14 protein-coding genes, 1 tRNA gene and 1 pseudogene are annotated in these 17881 nt (G+C 69.3%); 6 read left to right on the top strand and 10 right to left on the bottom strand.

Features of this window, described 5'->3' with window-relative positions; translation table 11 throughout:
- Window positions 1-489: 489 nt before the first annotated feature.
- The 4 genes and pseudogenes from OG711_RS21700 to OG711_RS21685 form a co-directional block, all read right to left on the bottom strand.
- Entirely contained in the window at window positions 490-1941 is a 1452-nt protein-coding gene (locus tag OG711_RS21700; protein WP_329560113.1) for a DNA primase family protein, read from the bottom strand.
- On the bottom strand, window positions 1938-2162 hold the full coding sequence (locus tag OG711_RS21695; RefSeq protein ID WP_329560112.1) for a hypothetical protein: 225 nt from the start codon (window positions 2160-2162) through the stop codon (window positions 1938-1940). The genes OG711_RS21700 and OG711_RS21695 overlap by 4 nt, the downstream gene beginning before the upstream one ends.
- Before the next feature lie 441 nt (window positions 2163-2603).
- Complete coding sequence (locus OG711_RS21690) at window positions 2604-4388, bottom strand: recombinase family protein (protein ID WP_329560111.1); 1785 nt, start codon at window positions 4386-4388, stop codon at window positions 2604-2606.
- 88 nt (window positions 4389-4476) lie between these two features.
- Window positions 4477-5229: pseudogene (locus OG711_RS21685) on the bottom strand (endonuclease III domain-containing protein); the annotation flags it as partial.
- Window positions 5230-5590: 361 nt separating this feature from the next.
- Between OG711_RS21685 and OG711_RS21680 the strand changes: the two are divergent.
- The gene (locus OG711_RS21680) at window positions 5591-6265 is read left to right on the top strand and encodes a Crp/Fnr family transcriptional regulator (RefSeq protein ID WP_016642758.1); all 675 of its coding nucleotides are present in this window, start codon (window positions 5591-5593) and stop codon (window positions 6263-6265) included.
- 114 nt (window positions 6266-6379) lie between these two features.
- Here OG711_RS21680 and OG711_RS21675 read toward each other — a convergent pair whose 3' ends face one another.
- From OG711_RS21675 to OG711_RS21660, 4 genes are all read right to left on the bottom strand, one after another.
- Window positions 6380-7210: an MBL fold metallo-hydrolase gene (locus tag OG711_RS21675; protein ID WP_329560110.1), complete on the bottom strand. Its 831-nt coding sequence runs from the start codon at window positions 7208-7210 to the stop codon at window positions 6380-6382.
- Window positions 7207-8166 carry an NUDIX hydrolase gene (locus OG711_RS21670; RefSeq protein ID WP_329560109.1) on the bottom strand — a complete coding sequence of 320 codons (960 nt, stop codon included), beginning with the start codon at window positions 8164-8166 and terminating at the stop codon, window positions 7207-7209. The genes OG711_RS21675 and OG711_RS21670 overlap by 4 nt, the downstream gene beginning before the upstream one ends.
- Before the next feature lie 181 nt (window positions 8167-8347).
- Window positions 8348-8818, bottom strand: coding sequence for a RidA family protein (locus OG711_RS21665; protein ID WP_073795536.1), 471 nt, complete (start codon window positions 8816-8818; stop codon window positions 8348-8350).
- Window positions 8815-8973, bottom strand: coding sequence for a DUF4177 domain-containing protein (locus OG711_RS21660; RefSeq protein WP_099282727.1), 159 nt, complete (start codon window positions 8971-8973; stop codon window positions 8815-8817). Before OG711_RS21660 ends, OG711_RS21665 begins: the two co-directional genes overlap by 4 nt.
- 71 nt (window positions 8974-9044) lie before the next feature.
- Here OG711_RS21660 and OG711_RS21655 point away from each other — a divergent pair, with 71 nt between their 5' ends.
- Window positions 9045-10052 carry an ArsA-related P-loop ATPase gene (locus OG711_RS21655; RefSeq protein WP_073795539.1) on the top strand — a complete coding sequence of 336 codons (1008 nt, stop codon included), beginning with the start codon at window positions 9045-9047 and terminating at the stop codon, window positions 10050-10052.
- On the top strand, window positions 10049-11668 hold the full coding sequence (locus OG711_RS21650; RefSeq protein ID WP_329560108.1) for an ArsA family ATPase: 1620 nt from the start codon (window positions 10049-10051) through the stop codon (window positions 11666-11668). The genes OG711_RS21655 and OG711_RS21650 overlap by 4 nt, the downstream gene beginning before the upstream one ends.
- A gap of 638 nt (window positions 11669-12306) precedes the next feature.
- Here OG711_RS21650 and OG711_RS21645 read toward each other — a convergent pair.
- Window positions 12307-12687, bottom strand: coding sequence for a WhiB family transcriptional regulator (locus tag OG711_RS21645; RefSeq protein ID WP_178391209.1), 381 nt, complete (start codon window positions 12685-12687; stop codon window positions 12307-12309).
- A gap of 428 nt (window positions 12688-13115) precedes the next feature.
- On the opposite strand from OG711_RS21645, the gene OG711_RS21640 reads away from it, so the two are divergent.
- The gene (locus OG711_RS21640) at window positions 13116-15329 is read left to right on the top strand and encodes a transglycosylase domain-containing protein (RefSeq protein WP_329560107.1); all 2214 of its coding nucleotides are present in this window, start codon (window positions 13116-13118) and stop codon (window positions 15327-15329) included.
- A 355-nt stretch (window positions 15330-15684) separates the two neighbouring features.
- On the opposite strand, the gene OG711_RS21635 is transcribed toward OG711_RS21640, so the two are convergent.
- Complete coding sequence (locus tag OG711_RS21635) at window positions 15685-16149, bottom strand: GatB/YqeY domain-containing protein (protein WP_073795549.1); 465 nt, start codon at window positions 16147-16149, stop codon at window positions 15685-15687.
- Between the two features lie 289 nt (window positions 16150-16438).
- Between OG711_RS21635 and OG711_RS21630 the strand changes: the two genes are divergently transcribed.
- Both OG711_RS21630 and OG711_RS21625 read left to right on the top strand, forming a co-directional pair.
- A complete protein-coding gene (locus tag OG711_RS21630) occupies window positions 16439-17365 on the top strand; it encodes a metallophosphoesterase (RefSeq protein WP_329560106.1) in 927 nt (308 codons plus the stop codon).
- 279 nt (window positions 17366-17644) lie between these two features.
- Window positions 17645-17718 (top strand) — tRNA-Pro (locus OG711_RS21625).
- The last annotated feature ends 163 nt before the right edge of the window (window positions 17719-17881 follow it).

The following is a 17881-nucleotide window of genomic DNA, read 5'->3' as shown; positions in this document are numbered from 1 at the left end:
ACACAAAAAGGCCCCCTTACTCGCCGGATCTCTGCTCAGATCACAGCGGGCAAGGGGGCCCATCGGGGAGGAGTGCGCCGACTATGCGCGCGTGACTACAACTCGCCGAAGATTTCAGGGATTGCGGGAGCAGCCGCAGTGTGAGGGGTCGCCTATGCCGACGGGCGGACCGGCCGAGGAGAGCCGACCGGCCACGCGCCGGCCGAGAGGAGAACACCGAAGTTCCCGGAGACGAGAGGTAACACCCTCACTCTCAAGAGGGTGGGTTTGTTAAGGGCAGAGAGGGAAAAGGCACGGAGTTTCACACCCCGGCGAGGGCTCGTTACTCGATCGTGATGGTCGACGGGGGGCGCAGCGAGAAAGGGGCTCTTTAGCAGGAGGGCCATAGATTTGTTGTGACCTGTAGGTTCTCCCTATACGTATATGGGAAGAACTTACAGGGACACAGAAATCTATGACCCCTTCCGCTAAAGCGACCCTTTCTCGCTGTCAGCGCTGCCTCTGGTCGAGAATGCCCGGCCCGAACGAATCGGCTAGGTGCGCGGGCGGCTCAGACAGCAGGTAGATACCCCGGTACATCCAACCCTTGCCCTTGCGCTGGACCTCGGTAACCCCGTTCGTCTTTAGGTGGTTCTTGACATTGCTCGGTGAGAACTTGGCCGACTTATCGCCGTTGGCCTCTCGCCATTCCTTCAACTCCCGGTTGAAATCGGACCGCCTTACCTCGCTGTCGTCGTCATAGGCGAAAACCTCCTCGACAAGGGGCCGCAGCGGGTCTACCTCCTCCTTGTGTTGCTCGGTGGCTGCAACGACGCTCAGCGGGTCGCTCAGCCCCTCGCTGTAGTACCGGACGGCACCGCGTACTACCCATGCGGCCACGCCCTCCCGCTCGGGCCCCTGAATGGTCGGCTCTAGGTCCGGGTCGCGCCGGTCAGCAAACGAGACGCCGAACAGCATTGCTTTACTGCGGGCCCACAGCGCGGCTCCGCCGGAGCCAAATTCTGGGAGGTAGTTGGTAGCGAGCACGATGGTAAACGTGGGGTCGAAAGAGAACACCTTTCCGTGAAGGTGGCGCGTGCTTATTCGGTCCCCGCCGGAAAGATTCTTGATTAGCGCCGTATTCATCGGCACGCCCTGGTTACCCTCCTGCGCGACAACTAGCCGCTTTCCTCGCAGCGCTGCAATTTGTTCGGTGTGAACGGCCTGACCGCGCACGTTCTCAAAGATGGTAAACGGCACCTCATGGACTACGTCGTGCCCGAACACCTTTTGCATGGTGCGAATGGTGGCGCCCTTTCCGTTCCGGCCGTGCTCGCCGTACCAAACGCCTAGCGCGTGCTCTCGCACCTCGCCGGTAATCGCCATTCCTAGGAAGGTCTGATAGTACCGCTGTAGCTCGGTTTCGCCGGGAAACACTTCCTCAACGAATTGCAGCCAGCGCGGGCATTCCGCATCGGGCACATATTCGACGTTCGCCGTTTGCGTGAGCATGTTGGCCGGATCGTGGGGGCCGAGTGCGCCGGTGCGAAGGTCCACCGTGCCGTTCCGGAAAGTGAGTAGGTGCCGCTGTGCGTCCAGCTCATCGACCGTGGCGCGGAACTGCGGGAGAACCGCCATTTCCGAAACCATGGCGCGCCGTTGGTGGTTTACGAGCATTTTGTTTGCTGCCGCTGCGGCCCAATTCATATCGGCGGAATTTTCAGCACCGTGCAACATGAGGCCTCGTGCAGCATCCGTGACGGCCCGCATTGCCGCACCATCGTCGCCGGTCGCCTCCCAGATGCTTCCGTTCCAGCGGTACCAGCCGACGTGCTGGACGTGCCGCAATTTGTGCGCGCACTGGTCGGCAACAAATCGCGCGAAGTTCACGTGCCGAACCTCGGGGTCAATGGTTAGTAGTTCGCGCTGCCGCGCCCAGTAGGCGTCACCAAAGGTGGTCACTTTTCGTTCTCCAGAAATGCGAGGGCGGCGGCGGTGTTGAGGGTGTTACGGTCACGGCGCGGCTTGCTCTCGGGAGCATCAGTCGTCCGGTGCGGATCGGGGAATATCAGGTCGGTTTGGTTTAGCGAGCCAGCGCCGTAGCAGTTGAGGGCTTCTACCTTTTCCTCAACCCACACAATGAGCGCGTCTACGCGAGCACGTTGCTTTTCTACTTCGGTCATTACTCGGATTCCTCTCGGGGTGAGCACACCCAAACAGTTAGGGTGTGTTTAGCGGTCGGCGCCGCACGTCTTGCGCCGGTAGTAGGCGCGGCTGCGGCATGATCGACTGCAATAGATGGGGTGCCGTCCAGACCCGTAATACAGGGGGAGCGGAGTACCGCAAGGGCACTTGATACTCATGGGCAGATCTCCTTTTTGGATTAATCCAAAAGCGGGCCAAAGAAAAGGCACCCTCGGCGGGCACCTCGCCATACAGGGGGGGGTGTTTGTTAAGGACAGCGAGCCCGGCTAGGCCGCAGAACCTCTCTCGGGTGCGCTGGCCACTTGCTTCAAGCGCAGGTGCGAGAGGGGCCGTACGCCCGCCTGTGGACGCGGGAGAGCCCCGGCAAGGGAATACCCTCACCGGGGCTCTCAACGGCTCTCAGTGCCGCTCAGGGGCCGTCAGTCTTCGGTCTCTCCCTCCTGCTGCGGTCGGACGAATTCCAGCGTGATGCGCGACGACACGTCGTACCCCCCACGCACCCGGCCACGGTGTGAGTTCGCCACTGCCGTAACCGTGATCCGGCGCACGAACAACTCAACGAACTTGCGCCGGTCGGCCATGTCCACCCTTGCCCACCACGAACCCTTACCAAGGGGGTCACCATCCTCGGAACCCTCCAGCCATTCGGAGAAGGGGAGTTCCACGGCTTCCGGGTCGGACAGTTCCTCTAGGCGGGTTTCCGCTGCGCTGAGTCGGGCCTCAATGCGGGACTTCTTTACCTTGAACCGATCGCGTCCCATGCGGCCCTCATAGAGACCCGCGTCTAGGTCGTCGTAAAGGTCGCTCAGCGCGTTGTTCGCGTCGGCCCGTTCCGTGACTACCTCGGTGCGCTCTGCGGCCGTCTCGGGCAGTTCAACCGATCGTGAGAACACGCGCGTTGCCTCCGCCACGATGTCCGCCGTGTCGTCGTCTGCTGTGCCATCTGTGGCGCTCTGAATCAAACCGAAGATGCGCCGCGCCACGTAGTCATCGAGGTGGCTTTGCATCACCCTGTTCAGCCCCGAGTGGTCGCCGTTGGTCGCAGCGGTCGTCCCTCGGGTGCATAGATACACCGGCTTGTCTCCGCTGTTCTGTGCCTTACCGGGCCGTCCGCATTCACACGTGAGAACCGGTGTACGGGGAGCACTCCGCAGGCCGCTAAGGAGAGAGGTTCCGTGCGCCACCCCCTCGCCCTGGCCACGCCCCAACAGCCAATCCCGGATGATGAACCATTGAGCCGGGGGAATGATCGGCTCACAGCTCATTTCCGGGCGGCCGTCCTCATCCCGGATGATCCGGTACCCGATCAGAGTGCTAGTCCGGGTGCCGTTGTCGCGCAGCTTGTAAATCGGCTCTGCGCGCATACCGGCGACAGAGGGATTGAGAAGAATCCACTTGAGCGTACGAATCTGCCAAGTGGAATTTTTCCGTTCCTTCCCCGTGCGCTGACCACGCGTCGGTATGCCCTTCGCATTCATGTCGTCGCACAGCGCGGAGAGGGTGCCGGGGTTTCGCTGGCCAGGCTTGCGAGTAACCGGGTCGTGCATGTGCTTGATGATGAGTGCGCCAATGCGGCGGAGGTTTGCAGCCTCATCCTTGTTGTGGACGAGACGCATAAGGTCGAGCTTTCCCGCCGTGTACTTCTCGCCGTCGAGACCGTACGGGGTTTGCCCCCCAAGCCATGAGCCCATAGCGCGCTGCGCCGCCTTTATGTCGCGCACCTTCTTGGACTTGACCGCCGATTCCTTATTGGCAGCGTCAAGCCGCATGATTAGGTAAATGAGCGCCATTGTGTCGCGCGGGGCGAACACGCCGTCGCAGACACTGACAATCGTCACGCCGAGTCTGTGAAGTTCGGTGACGATAGGAATCGCGTCCACTACTTCACGACGGGAAAAGCGGCTGATGTCGTAGACGATCAGCATGTTGAACGCGCCAGCGCGGGCGGCCTTCAGCATGTCCTCAAAGCCGGGGCGTTCGGCGTCGGGGTTCCAGCCGGAGACGCCTATGTCCTCGTAGTGCCGGACGAACCGCGCGTTCAGCTCAGCGGCCCGCGTCTCGATGGCTGCGCGCTGTGTGAGGGGGGATGCCTCTGTCTTGTTGGACTTGGCCGACGACTGGCGGACGTAGCCGACAGCAACGGCCTCAAGGGCCGGGGCCGAGAGGAAGCTAGCCGGTACGTCGGCAAGCTGAGTAGTGGACACGCTCTGTCTCCTGGGGTCGTAGTGACCCCTGCGGGCCGCTACTTAGGAGGGAGCGAGTCTGTTAAGACCGTGGTACCTAAGTGGCGAACCCGAAGGCATTGCCGAGCACCACGAACGCCGTCTTGCGGCCCACCCCGGGCAGCTTGACCAGGTCCTTGAGCTCGCCCGGGACCTCGCCCCCGAAGTCGTCGCGCAGGGCCGTGGAGAGCCCGATGATCGACCTGGTCTTGGCCCGGAAGAACCCGGTGGGCCGGATCAGTTCCTCCACGCGCGCGGGGTCGGCGGCGGCGAGGTCCTCGGGGGCCGGGTACGCGGCGAAGAGGGCCGGGGTGGTCTGGTTGACCCGCAAGTCCGTGGTCTGCGCGGACAGGACCGTGGCCACGAGGAGCTGGAAGCTGTCCTCGAAGTCCAGCTCGGGGTGCGCGTAGGGATAGACCTCGGCCAGCTCCCGGTTGATCCGCCGCGCCCGCCGCACGAGAGCGGTACGGGACTCGCCGCGTGCCGCCTTCACGGGTGGCTTCGCGGAGCTCTTGGCGGGCGCCTTGGCGGGCTCCTTGGCGGGTGCCTTGGCGGGCTCCTTGGACGCCCCCTTCGCCGCGGCTTTGGGGGGTGCCTTGGACGCCCCCTTCGCCTCAGCCTTCGCGGCCGCCTCGGTGGACGCCTTCGCGGGCGCCTTCCTGGATGCCTTCGCGGGCGCCTTGGCGGACCTCTTGGCGGGCGCACCGCCGGACGCACCAGCCGGGGCGCCCCCGGACGCTCCCGCAGCCGACCCGGCGGCCGACCCGTCCCGCCCCGCGGCCCCTCCGGAATCGCTGGTCGACGCCGCGCCGGAGGCCGTCACCGGAGCCTCGCCGGACGACGTCGCGCCAGCACCCGAACCACTCCTGCCACTCGAACCACCCGACCGTTTTGCCGCATTTGCGACAGGCCCGGACGAATGTTCGCCCACAGCGGAATCACTGCGCACCGTCACCTCCCCAGCCCCCTTGGCCTGTGCTCTCACCGGCGATTTGGACACCCGGCCAGCCTAGAGCCCGGCACCGACACCTGCCCGGGACCTGGAGGATCGGCCCCCAATTGGCCCCCACGGGCACTGTGTGGGACGTACGTGCGGCAGACTTGTGACTGGTCACACTGTTTGGACCGTCCGGCAAGATGGGGAGCACGCACCCCGTCAAGTCAGGTCGACAAGGAGAGAACTCGTGGACGACGTTCTGCGGCGCGCCCCGCTCTTCGCGGCGCTCGATGACGAGCAGGCCGCGGAGCTGCGCGCCTCCATGAGTGAGGTGACCCTCGCGCGCGGTGACGCCCTGTTCCACGAGGGTGACCCGGGGGACCGGCTGTACGTGGTCACCGAGGGCAAGGTGAAGCTCCACCGCACCTCCCCGGACGGCCGCGAGAACATGCTGGCCGTGCTCGGCCCGGGTGAGCTGATCGGCGAGCTGTCGCTGTTCGACCCCGGCCCGCGGACCGCCACGGCGAGCGCGCTCACCGAGGTCAAGCTGCTCGGCCTCGGCCACGGCGACCTCCAGCCCTGGCTGAACGCCCGCCCCGAGGTGGCCGCCGCACTGCTGCGCGCCGTCGCCCGGCGCCTGCGCAAGACCAACGACCAGATGTCCGACCTGGTCTTCTCCGATGTGCCCGGCCGGGTCGCCCGCGCCCTGCTGGACCTGTCCCGCCGCTTCGGCGTGCAGTCCGAGGAAGGCATCCACGTGGTGCACGACCTCACCCAGGAGGAGCTGGCCCAGCTCGTCGGCGCCTCCCGCGAGACGGTCAACAAGGCCCTCGCGGACTTCGCGGGCCGTGGCTGGCTCCGGCTGGAGGCCCGCGCGGTCATCCTGCTGGACGTGGAGCGGCTGGCGAAGCGCTCCCGCTGACGCGCGTGACCCGAGGGCCCGCCCACCGAGGCGGGCCCTCGGCATGTCACCCCCGCACGGCCGGCCACCCCGTCGGGCACCGCCGCCGGACGGCATCCGGCGGCACCCGGTGTCCTAGATGAGCCCGTGCTCCCGCAGGTACTCCAGCTGCGCGCGCACCGACAGTTCCGCCGCGGGCCACAGCGAGCGGTCCACGTCCGCGTAGACACGGGCGACGACCGCCTCGGGCGTGACGACACCGTCCTCGACGGCGGTCTCCACCTGGGCGAGCCGGTGGGCACGGTGGGCCAGATAGAACTCGACGGCACCCTGTGCGTCGTCGAGGACCGGGCCATGGCCCGGCAGCACCGTACGGACGCCGTCGTCGACCGTGAGCGAGCGCAGCCGGCGCAGCGAGTCCAGATAGTCGCCCAGCCTGCCGTCAGGATGGGCCACCATGGTCGTGCCGCGGCCCAGGACGGTGTCCCCGGTGAGGACGGCCTGATCGGCCGGGAGATGGAAGCACAGCGAGTCGGCGGTGTGTCCCGGGGCGGCGACCACCCGCAGCTCCAGACCACCCGTGCCGACGACGTCACCGGCCGCCAGCCCCTCGTCCCCGAGCCTCAGTGCCGGGTCGAGCGCGCGCACCGGCGTACCGGTCAGTTCCGCGAAGCGGGCCGCGCCCTCCGCGTGGTCCGGGTGGCCATGGGTCAGCAGGGTCAGGGCGACCCGCTTGCCCGCCCGCTCGGCCGCCGCGACGACGGCACGCAGATGACCGTCGTGCAGCGGTCCGGGGTCGATGACCACCGCGAGCGGGGAGTCGGGTTCGGAGACGATCCAGGTGTTGGTGCCGTCCAGGGTCATCACCGAAGGGTTCGGCGCGAGGACGTTCACCGCGCGCGTGGTCGCCGCTCCGGAGACGACCTCGCCGCGCGGCTGGCCGGGAAGTGCGGCGGCGTCCGTCATCGCGCGGCCTCTCCCCCGGACGTACCGCCCCGGGCCGCGCCGCCGGAGGACACCCCACTGCTCAAGCCTTGATCAGTACCCCCGCCACCCCCGTCGGCGCCCCCGGCGGGCACCTGCTTGGTGAACTCCTCGTGCCCCGGCCACGACAGCACCACCTGGTCGCCCTCCAGCCGGGCCCGCGCGAGGACCGGCGTCAGGTCCTGGTCCGCCGAGGCGGCGAGCGCGTCGGCGGCGGTGGCGAAGCCCGCGAGCCCGCGCAGGGTCGCGATGGTCGGCGGCATCATCGTCAGCTCGCCCCGGTCGTAGCGGGCGGCGGCCTCGGCCGGGCGCGCCCACACCGTGCGGTCGGCCTCCGTGGAGGCGTTGCGGGTGCGCTGGCCGGGCGGCAGGACGGCGACGAAGAACCAGGTGTCGTAGCGGCGCGGCTCGAACTCGGGGGTGATCCAGCGCGCCCAGGCGCCCAGGAGGTCCGAGCGCAGCACCAGGCCCCTGCGGTCCAGGAACTCCGCGAACGATGTCCCACGGGCCGCCAGGGCCGCTCTGTCGGCCTCCCAGTCCGCCCCTGTGGTGTCGGAGACCACCGCGTCGGGCGTGGGGCCCGCGAGCAGCACCCCGGCCTCCTCGTACGTCTCACGGACGGCCGCGCACACGATCGCCTGGGCGGTGGCCTCGTCGGTGCCGAGCCGCTCGGCCCACCACGCGCGCGGGGGGCCCGCCCAGCGGAGGCCGGGGTCGTCGTCACGGGGGTCGACGCCGCCGCCCGGATACGCGTACGCGCCCCCGGCGAAGGCCATGGAGGCGCGGCGGCGCAGCAGGTGCACGGCGGGGCCGCGCGCGGTGTCCCGCAGCAGCATCACGGTGGAGGCGCGTCTGGGCGGAGCGGGTACGAGCGTGCCGTCCGCCAGCGCGCGGATACGGTCCGGCCACTCAGGGGGGTACCACTGCCCGTTCGCCATGGCGGGAGGCTATCCCGGGGGGCGTGGATCTTCGAGGGTTCGCCGTTGTGCGGGATCACACCGTTTTGGGCCGCGCGCCGACGGGCACGGCCGGAACGCGCGTACCCGCCCCACAGGGCCCCTGTGGGGCGGTCCGCCGACCGTCGGGCCCCCATGGGCCCACCGACCGGCAGGCGGGCCGTCAGTCGGCGGTGAGCTCCACCAGGAGCTCGACCTCGACCGGGGCGTCCAGCGGGAGCACCGCGACGCCCACCGCGCTGCGCGCGTGCACGCCCTTCTCGCCGAAGACCTCGCCCAGCAGCTCACTGGCGCCGTTGAGGACCCCGGGCTGGCCGGTGAAGTCCGACGCCGAGGCGACGAACCCGACGACCTTCACCACGCGCGCCACCCGGTCCAGATCGCCCACGACCGACTTCACGGCGGCCAGGGCGTTCAGCGCGCACACGCGCGCGAGCTCCTTCGCCTCCTCGGCGGTGACCTCGGCGCCGACCTTGCCGGTCACCGCGAGCGTGCCCTCCACCATGGGCAGCTGCCCGGCGGTGTACACATGCGAGCCGGTGCGTACGGCGGGCTGGTAGGCGGCCAGCGGGGCGGCGACCTGGGGCAGGGTCAGACCCAGCTCCGCGAGACGGGCCTCGACGGCGCCGCTCACGCCGACCTCGCGCGCTTCAGATAGGCGACGAGCTGCTCGGGGTTCGGTCCGGGGACGACCTGGACCAGTTCCCAGCCGTCCTCGCCCCAGGTGTCCAGGATCTGCTTCGTGGCATGGACGAGCAGCGGCACAGTTGCGTATTCCCACTTGGTCATGCGGCGACTGTATCCGCTGCGAAAGGCGGCCTCCTGCGTAGGCCGCCGCGCCAGTGGTTAGGCTCGAATACGTGAGCAGGTTCCAGGTCGTCAGCGGCAAGGGCGGTACCGGCAAGACCACGGTCGCCGCCGCACTGGCGCTCGCCCTCGCGACCGAGGGCAAGCGCACCCTCCTGGTCGAGGTCGAGGGCCGGCAGGGCATCGCGCAGCTCTTCGAGACGGAAAGCCTTCCGTACGAGGAGCGCAAGATCGCGGTGGCTCCCGGGGGCGGGGAGGTGTTCGCCCTGGCCATCGACCCCGAGCTGGCGCTGCTGGACTACCTCCAGATGTTCTACAAACTCGGCGGCGCGGGCCGGGCCCTCAAGAAACTCGGGGCCATCGACTTCGCCACCACCATCGCTCCCGGTCTGCGTGACGTCCTGCTGACCGGCAAGGCGTGCGAGGCGGTCCGCCGCAAGGACAAGAGCGGCCGTTTCGTGTACGACCACGTGGTGATGGACGCGCCGCCGACGGGCCGGGTGACCCGCTTCCTCAATGTGAACGACGAGGTGGCGGGCCTCGCGAAGATCGGCCCGATACATCACCAGGCCCAGGCCGTGATGCGGGTCCTCAAGTCACCGCAGACCGCCGTGCACCTGGTGACGCTCCTGGAGGAGATGCCGGTCCAGGAGACCGCCGACGGCATCGCCGAACTGCGTGCCGCGGGGCTGCCGGTGGGCCGGATCATCGTCAACCTGGTACGCCCCCAGCTCCTCGACGACGACTCCCTCGCGCTGGTGCGCGGGGAGGGCCGTATCGCGCGGACCGCGGTCGCCAAGTCGCTCGCCGGCGCCGGACTCGGCGGCGCGCGCAAGGGCGGCAACGCCGAGCGGCTCGTCGACCCGCTGCTCGCGCAGGCCGCCGAGTACGCCGAGCGGCATGCCCTGGAGCACGCCCAGCGGGCCGTCCTGGCCGATCTGGGGCTGCCGCTGGGGGAACTGCCCCTGCTGGCCGGGGGAATGGACCTCGCGGGCCTGTACCGCCTCGCCGCGGACCTGAGGAAGCAGGACACGGACCCGAGGAAGCAGGACGCCGTATGACGCCATCCGCCGACCGGACCGCGGGCAGCGGGCCCGCCGAGGACGCGGGCAGCGAGGACGGGCTGCGCGCCCGGCGGACGCTCGCCGTGGACCCCCTCCTGGACGACCCGAGGACCCGCATCGTCGTGTGCTGCGGCGCCGGAGGCGTCGGCAAGACGACCACGGCCGCCGCACTCGGACTGCGCGCCGCCGAACGCGGCCGGAAGGTGGTCGTCCTGACCATCGACCCGGCACGCAGGCTGGCGCAGTCCATGGGCATCGACTCCCTGGACAACACACCACGCCGTGTGAAGGGCATCGACAACGGCGCGGGCGGCGAACTGCACGCGATGATGCTGGACATGAAGCGCACGTTCGACGAGATCGTCGAGGCGCACGCGGACCCCGAACGGGCCGCCGCGATCCTGGGGAACCCCTTCTACCAGTCGCTGTCGGCCGGTTTCGCGGGCACCCAGGAGTACATGGCGATGGAGAAGCTGGGGCAGCTGCGCGCGCGGGACGAGTGGGACCTCATCGTCGTGGACACCCCGCCCTCGCGTTCCGCGCTCGACTTCCTGGACGCCCCCAAGCGGCTCGGCTCGTTCCTGGACGGCAAGCTCATCCGGGTGCTGATGGCCCCCGCGAAGGTCGGCGGCCGGGCCGGTATGAAGTTCCTGAACGTCGGGATGTCGATGATGACCGGCGCCCTCGGCAAGCTCCTCGGCGGCCAACTGCTGCGGGACGTGCAGACGTTCGTCGCCGCCATGGACACGATGTTCGGCGGCTTCCGCACCCGCGCGGACGCCACGTACCGGCTGCTCCAGGCCCCCGGTACGGCGTTCCTGGTGGTCGCCGCGCCGGAGCGGGACGCCCTGCGGGAGGCCGCGTACTTCGTGGAACGCCTCGCGGCGGAGGACATGCCGCTCGCCGGACTGGTCCTCAACCGGGTGCATGTGAGCGGTGCGGCCCATCTCCCGGCCGAACGCGCGCTGGCCGCCGCCGAGAGCCTCGGCGAGCACCTCACCGGGACCGGTACGGACGGTCACCACACCGGCCCGAGTGCGGACGATCACCTCGACGGGACGGGTGCGGACGATCACCGCCGCGGCCCCGGTGCGGACGATCACCACGCCCGGGCCGCGGAGCCGTCCGCCACGCGCGCGGGGGCCGCCCCCGGTGGACATCCGGATACGGATGGTCCGGCTGCGGAACATCTCGATCCGGAAAATCTTGCCGACAGCGGCATTGTCGATCAGACGGCCGGGCAAGCTGGACTTCGGAGCACCCCCGCTTCTCCCGGATCACCCACGCCCCCCGAGCACCACGACCGGCCCCGTCCGGACTCCCCCGAGCACCACGACGACACCCCCGCACCACGTGACACGCACCGTACGAAGCGTTCCGCCGACCCCCAGGGACCGGCCCGGCTGACGGTCGGTCTGCTGCGCCTGCACGCCGAGCGGATGCAGCTCCTCGACCGCGAACGGCGCACCCGCGACCGCTTCACCGCGCTGCACCCCGAAGTGGCCGTGGCGGAGGTGGGCGCGCTGCCCGGCGACGTCCACGACCTGGCGGGACTGCGCGACATCGGTGACCGCCTCGCCGGCCCCGGACCCACCGGGGAACCACCGGCCTGAGCGGTCGCGCGAAGGACGGCCGGGACGACACCGGCCCGACCCGCCGCACACACGACGACCGGGTCGGCCGACCGGCCGGGAAAGCACCGCGCCGAGCGGCTCGCGTCACCGCCGTCACCGCTCCGAACAGCTCCACGTACGACCTGGCAGCCGGTGGGACACCGCGTCCGAACGGCTGTACGCGGGACACCGACGGCCACCGGGCCGCCGGAGCGATCCGTGCGTACGGCCGGGCAACCTCCGGCCGCGAAACCACGTCTTCCCTGACGAACAGCCCCCACCACACCCGGCGCGACCCGACCAGCACCAGCGGGACGCGCGCGTACGGCGGAGCGGCCACGGGGACACCCGCGGGCGCACCCGTACACCGCGCACGGACAGGCACCGGCGGGCCGCGAACGCCCCCGGCGCGAGCACGCACGCGCGTGCCCCGGTCGCGGATGCCCACGTCGGCACGGACCGGACCGCATCCGGTCCTGTACCGGCGGACCCCCGACGACGAGACGAGGTCGGCGCACGGTGACACACGACGTACAGCCGCGCGGAAGCGGACACCACGGGACACTCCCGCGTACCCACGCCCCCGCCCACGTCCGCCACCAGGGCGGCGTCCGGCGGAGCGGATCCGCGCGTTCCGTCTACCCGACGGCCGCGTAGCTCTCGTACGCGTCCTCGTACCTGTCCTCGTACGTCTGGTCGTATGTCTCCTCTTCACCCATGGCCACGGGCAGCAGGCCCGCGGCTCGTTCGTACTCGGTGCGCGCGGTCTCCAGCAGTCTGCGCCAGGACGTGACCGTCGGCCGCCTGCGCAGCAGCGCGCGGCGTTCCCGCTCGGTCATGCCACCCCAGACGCCGAACTCGACGCGATTGTCCAGCGCGTCGGCCAGGCACTCCGTACGCACCGGACATCCGGTGCACACCGCCTTGGCCCTGTTCTGCGCTGCTCCTTGTACGAACAGTTCGTCCGGATCGGTAGTGCGGCAGGCCGCCTGCGCACTCCAGTCGGTTACCCAGCCCATACCGGCGCCGTCCTCTCCCGAATCGAGGCTCCCCCACGGCGGCAGCGGCATATGCACCGCCGCCAGTTGAGGACGTTACGGAAGGTGGGCACAGCGCAACACCCCCTTCGGGCCCAATCTTGAATGGTCCGAACGGACTATGCGTACGCGGCAGATCACCCAACGGAGTGAGCCCGGGGCATACGTGACGTAGGCCACAAAGCGGGACAGATCCCTGACGCCACATCGGACGGCGGGTGACACAGGGTGCGGATTCGGGCAGCCGCCCGGCGTCCGCCACGCGCTCCGCGGGAGGGGGAACTTTCCGGGGGCGAAGGGGGTTTGACCATCTGAAGGGTTGATGCCCGGGCGTACTGCTGTGACAGTTGGCAGCAGCTTAGGCCAAGGCATATACGTGTGTCCGGCGAATCAGAACGTAGGCTGCCTCCATGCCAAACAAGCGCTCGGGCGGCGGGCTGTCCCCCACACAACAGGCCGCCAAGTTCCTCGGTGTCAGCGTCCTCGCCGGCGTGGTGCTGGCAGGCATCGCACTGCCCGCGGCGGGCGCGCTCGGCCTCGCGGCGAAGGGCTCGGTCGAGGGGTTCGACGAGATCCCCGCCAACCTGAAGCGCCCCCCGCTGAGCCAGCGGACCACGATCCTGGACTCCGCGGGCGGCCAGATCGCCACGGTCTACTCGCGCGACCGCACGGTGGTGCCCCTCAAGGACATCTCGCCGTACATGCAGAAGGCGATCATCGCGATCGAGGACTCCCGCTTCTACGAGCACGGGGCGATCGACGCCAAGGGCATCCTGCGCGCGCTGAACGAGAACGCGCAGAGCGGTGGCGTCACCCAGGGCGCGTCCACCCTCACCCAGCAGTACGTGAAGAACGTCTTCGTGGAGGAGGCGGGCGACGACCCGACCAAGGTCGCGCAGGCCACCCAGCAGACCGTCGGCCGCAAGGTCCGCGAGCTGAAGTACGCGATCCAGGTCGAGGAGGAGCTGGGCAAGAAGCGCATCCTGGAGAACTATCTGAACATCACGTTCTTCGGGCAGCAGGCGTACGGCGTCGAGGCCGCGGCCCAGCGCTACTTCTCCAAGCCCGCCAAGGACCTGGCCGTCGAGGAGGCCGCGCTGCTGGCCGGTGTCGTCCAGTCGCCCAGCCGCTACGACCCGGTGAACGACGAGGCCGAGGCCACCAAGCGGCGTAACGTCGTCCTCCAGCGGATGGCCGAGGTCGGTGACATCAGCCGGGCCGACGAGGTCCGGGCCAGGTCCAAGCCCCTCGGCCTGAAGGTGAAGAAGCCGCAGAACGGCTGCATCACCGCGGTCAACGGCGGCGGCTTCTTCTGCGACTACGTGCGCAACGTCTTCCTCACCGATCCCACCTTCGGCAAGACGAAGGCGGACCGCGCGAGGATCTGGAACCGCGGCGGTCTCACGATCCGCACGACCCTGGACCGCAAGGCACAGGAGTCCGTCCAGAACTCGATCAAGGACCACGTCTACAAGTCCGACGACGTCGCCTCGGCCATGTCGATCGTGGAACCCGGCTCCGGCAAGATCCTCGCGATGGGCCAGTCCCGGCCCTACGGCCTCGGCAAGCACGAGACCGTGCTGAACCTCTCGGTCGACAGCGACATGGGCGGCGGCGCGGGCTTCCAGCCCGGTTCGACGTTCAAGCCGATCGTGGCGGCGGCGGCCATGGAGGGCGGCAAGCCCCCCACCCAGGTGTACGACTCGCCGTACGAGATGGACTACCCGAGCCCGATCGCGAACTGCGACGGCAAGACCTGGCTGAACACCAGCGGCCAGAAGCTGGAGAACGAGACCGAGACCGAGGTCGGCCCGTACGACATGAAGGAGGCGACCGCGAAGTCGGTCAACACCTACTACGTCGAGCTGATCAGCGACATCGGCATCTGCCCGGTCACCGAGCTGGCCAAGAAGATGGGCGCCGAGCGCGCCGACGGCGGCAAGCTCCAGCTGGAGCCGTCGATCGCCCTGGGCACCCAGGAGATGTCCCCGCTGACCATGGCGAACGCGTACGCCACCTTCGCCTCGCGCGGGACGTACTGCACCCCCGTGGCGATCCAGTCGATCACCGACGCCGAGAAGAAGTCCCTGCCGGTCCCGAAGTCGACGTGCTCACGTGCGATGTCCGAGAAGACCGCCGACACCGTCAACACCCTCCTGAAGGGCGTGGTCGAGGCCGGCACCGGCCAGGAGGCCGGTCTCGGCTCCCGGCCGAGCGCGGGCAAGACCGGTACGACGGACTTCCGCTACGCGGCCTGGTTCGTCGGGTACACGCCGAACGCCGCGGGCGCGGTGTGGGTCGGCGACCCGGCCCATGAGCGCAAGATGATCGACATCACCATCGGCGGTGTCTACCACGACAAGGTCTTCGGTGGTCAGGTACCGGGTCCGATCTGGCGGGACGCGATGAGCGGCGCCGTCGCCGACAGGCCCGCCACCGGCTTCAACATCATCGACATCCCCGACCCGCCGAAGAAGGACAAGGACAAGGGCGACAAGGAAGAGGACGGCGACGGCGACCGTGACCCCGACCGGGAGGACGGCAAGCCCGGCGAGAACGTGATCGCCGGCCTCCTCGGCGGCAACGACGGCGACGGCCGCGGTGACGGCAACGAGCAGGACTGATCCCGGGGCTGGTGGTCCCGGGGACTCTCCCAGGGGCCGGTCTCAGGATTCATCCCGGAGCTGGGATGGGCGGCGGTCGGGGCTGAGGTCCGGGCCGGGGCGGATTCCGGCGTCGGGGCCAAGGCTGCGGGTCACCCGGGCCTGGCTTGAGCAAGGCGGTACGCGGCTGGAGCAGGCGGTACCCGGCCTGACGCACATACGAAGGGCGCCCCCGGTCTCATCGACCGGGGGCGCCCTTCGTACAGGTCCGCGCACAGCCGCCGTACGACCTTCCGCGTACGACCTCCCGTTCACAGCCGGGTGCGCCCCCGTGCACAGCCGCCGTACGACCGTGGACGGCCGTGTGTACGGCCGGTCAGCCGGCCAGCTGCTGCTTGACGAGGGCGGCGACCCGGCCGCCCTCGGCCAGGCCCGCGACCTTCGGGTTGACGATCTTCATGACCTGGCCCATCGCGCGGGGCCCTTCCGCACCGGCCGCGCGGGCCTCCGCGACGGCCTGCGTGACGATCTCCCGCAGCTCGTCGTCGGAGAGCTGCTTGGGCAGGTACTCCGCGAGGACCACGCCTTCGGCGGTCTCCCGCTCGGCCGACTCCGCCCGGCCGCCCTGCGCGAAGGCGTCCGCGGCCTCACGCCGCTTCTTCGCCTCGCGGGCGATCACCTGCCGCACCTCGTCGTCGGACAGCTCACGCGCCGTCGTCCCCGCGACCTCTTCCTTGGTGACAGCGGTAAGGGTCAGCCGGAGCGTCGACGAGCGCAGTTCGTCACGCGCCCTGATGGCGGCGGTGAGGTCTTCCTTGAGCTTGGCCTTGAGCGTGGTCATGGGGGGATTGTCGCAGCTGTGGGGGCGGGGCCGCGCGGGATTTCGGGTCGGGGTGGTCGGTGTCCGGTGTGATCGGTGTGTCCGGGGTGATCAGGGTGATCGGTGTGATCGGGGCGCTGGGTCCCGGGGTGTCCGGGGGCTGGGGGTGATCCGGGGGGCCGGGGCTTCCGGGGGGGCCAGGTCGCGCAGCGGACCGGGGGGCTCGGGATGGGGCCGGACCGGGGCGCCCGACGGGCGGATGATCACATCGGAACGTGGCGGAGTTGATCGAGTCTGACACGATAGGGGTATGCGCGCGCGATATGGAGTACCCCTCGGAATTGCGGCGGCGGGCGCCGCCGGTCTGCTCTACTCGGCGGGGTTCGAAGCCCGTTCGTACCGCCTTCGACGAGTGACCGTCCCCGTCCTGCCGCCCGGGATGCGCCCGCTGCGGGTTCTTCAGGTGTCGGACATCCACATGGTGAGCGGTCAGCGGAAGAAGCAGCGGTGGTTGCAGTCGCTGGCGGGTCTGCGGCCCGACTTCGTGATCAACACCGGGGACAACCTGTCCGACCAGGAGGGCGTCCCGGAGGTCCTGGACGCGCTGGGCCCGCTGATGGAGTTCCCCGGCGCGTATGTGTTCGGGTCGAACGACTACTACGCGCCGAGGCTGGGCAATCCCGCGAAGTATCTGTTCGAGAAGGCCCGGGGGCAGCACGGCCTGAACGGGAACCCGCCCGCGGTGAACGTGCTCCGTAATCCGTGGGAGGACCTGCGGGACGGCTTCGACGCGGCGGGCTGGCTGAACCTCACGAACACGCGGGGCACGCTGAAGGTGGAAGGCGTCGAGATCGGGCTCACGGGCCTCGACGACCCGCACATCAAGCGGGACCGCTACACACTGGTGCCCGGCGGACCCGACAAGGCCGCCGACTTCTCGATGGGCGTGGTCCACGCCCCGTATCTGCGGGTCCTGGACGCGTTCACCGATGACGGCTACCCGCTGATCCTGGCGGGCCACACCCACGGCGGCCAGCTCTGCATCCCCTTCTACGGGGCGCTGGTCACCAACTGCGACCTGGACACCGACCGGGTGAAGGGCCTGTCGACACACACGGTCGACGAGCGGACGTCGTACCTCCACGTATCCGCGGGCTGCGGAACCAACCGCTACACCCCGGTCCGCTTCGCGTGCCCCCCGGAGGTGTCGTTGCTGACGCTGGTGGCGCGGGGGTAGCGCGTCCGACGGCCCTCGCGGACGCAGGTGGCCCGGGGCAAAGCGTCCGACGTCCCTCGCCCGCGGGGCGGAGCGGCTGGACGGGTCCGACGCCACGGAGTCGAGCAGCTGTACGGAGCGCCGCGTACCGCGCCCCACGGCCTGCCCGAGCCGCCCCGGCCCCCGCCGGAACCCGGCCCGGACCCACCCGTCACGACCGCTCAGCGCCGACGAAACCGGATTTCGTCTCCGGGGCCCCGTGGGCTAAAGTAAGCGTCGTCGCCGCGCAAGCGGGGACATCGGGGTGTGGCGCAGCTTGGCAGCGCGCTTCGTTCGGGACGAAGAGGTCGTGGGTTCAAATCCCGCCACCCCGACTTCGTAAGACCAGGTCAGGGGCCTGATCCACTCAGTGGATCAGGCCCCTGTTTGGCGTTTGCCCCTGTCTTGGGAGCCGTCGGGGAGCCGACCTCGATTTTCGGCTCCCAGAAGCTAGCTCGCTGGGCCAACCATGGGCCTCGGCTGGTGAACACACCGCAG

It is taken from the genome of Streptomyces uncialis, assembly GCF_036250755.1.
Lineage (GTDB): Bacteria > Actinomycetota > Actinomycetes > Streptomycetales > Streptomycetaceae > Streptomyces > Streptomyces uncialis.
Note: the sequence above shows the minus strand (reverse complement) of the source record. Positions and strands in the feature narration are given on the sequence as shown.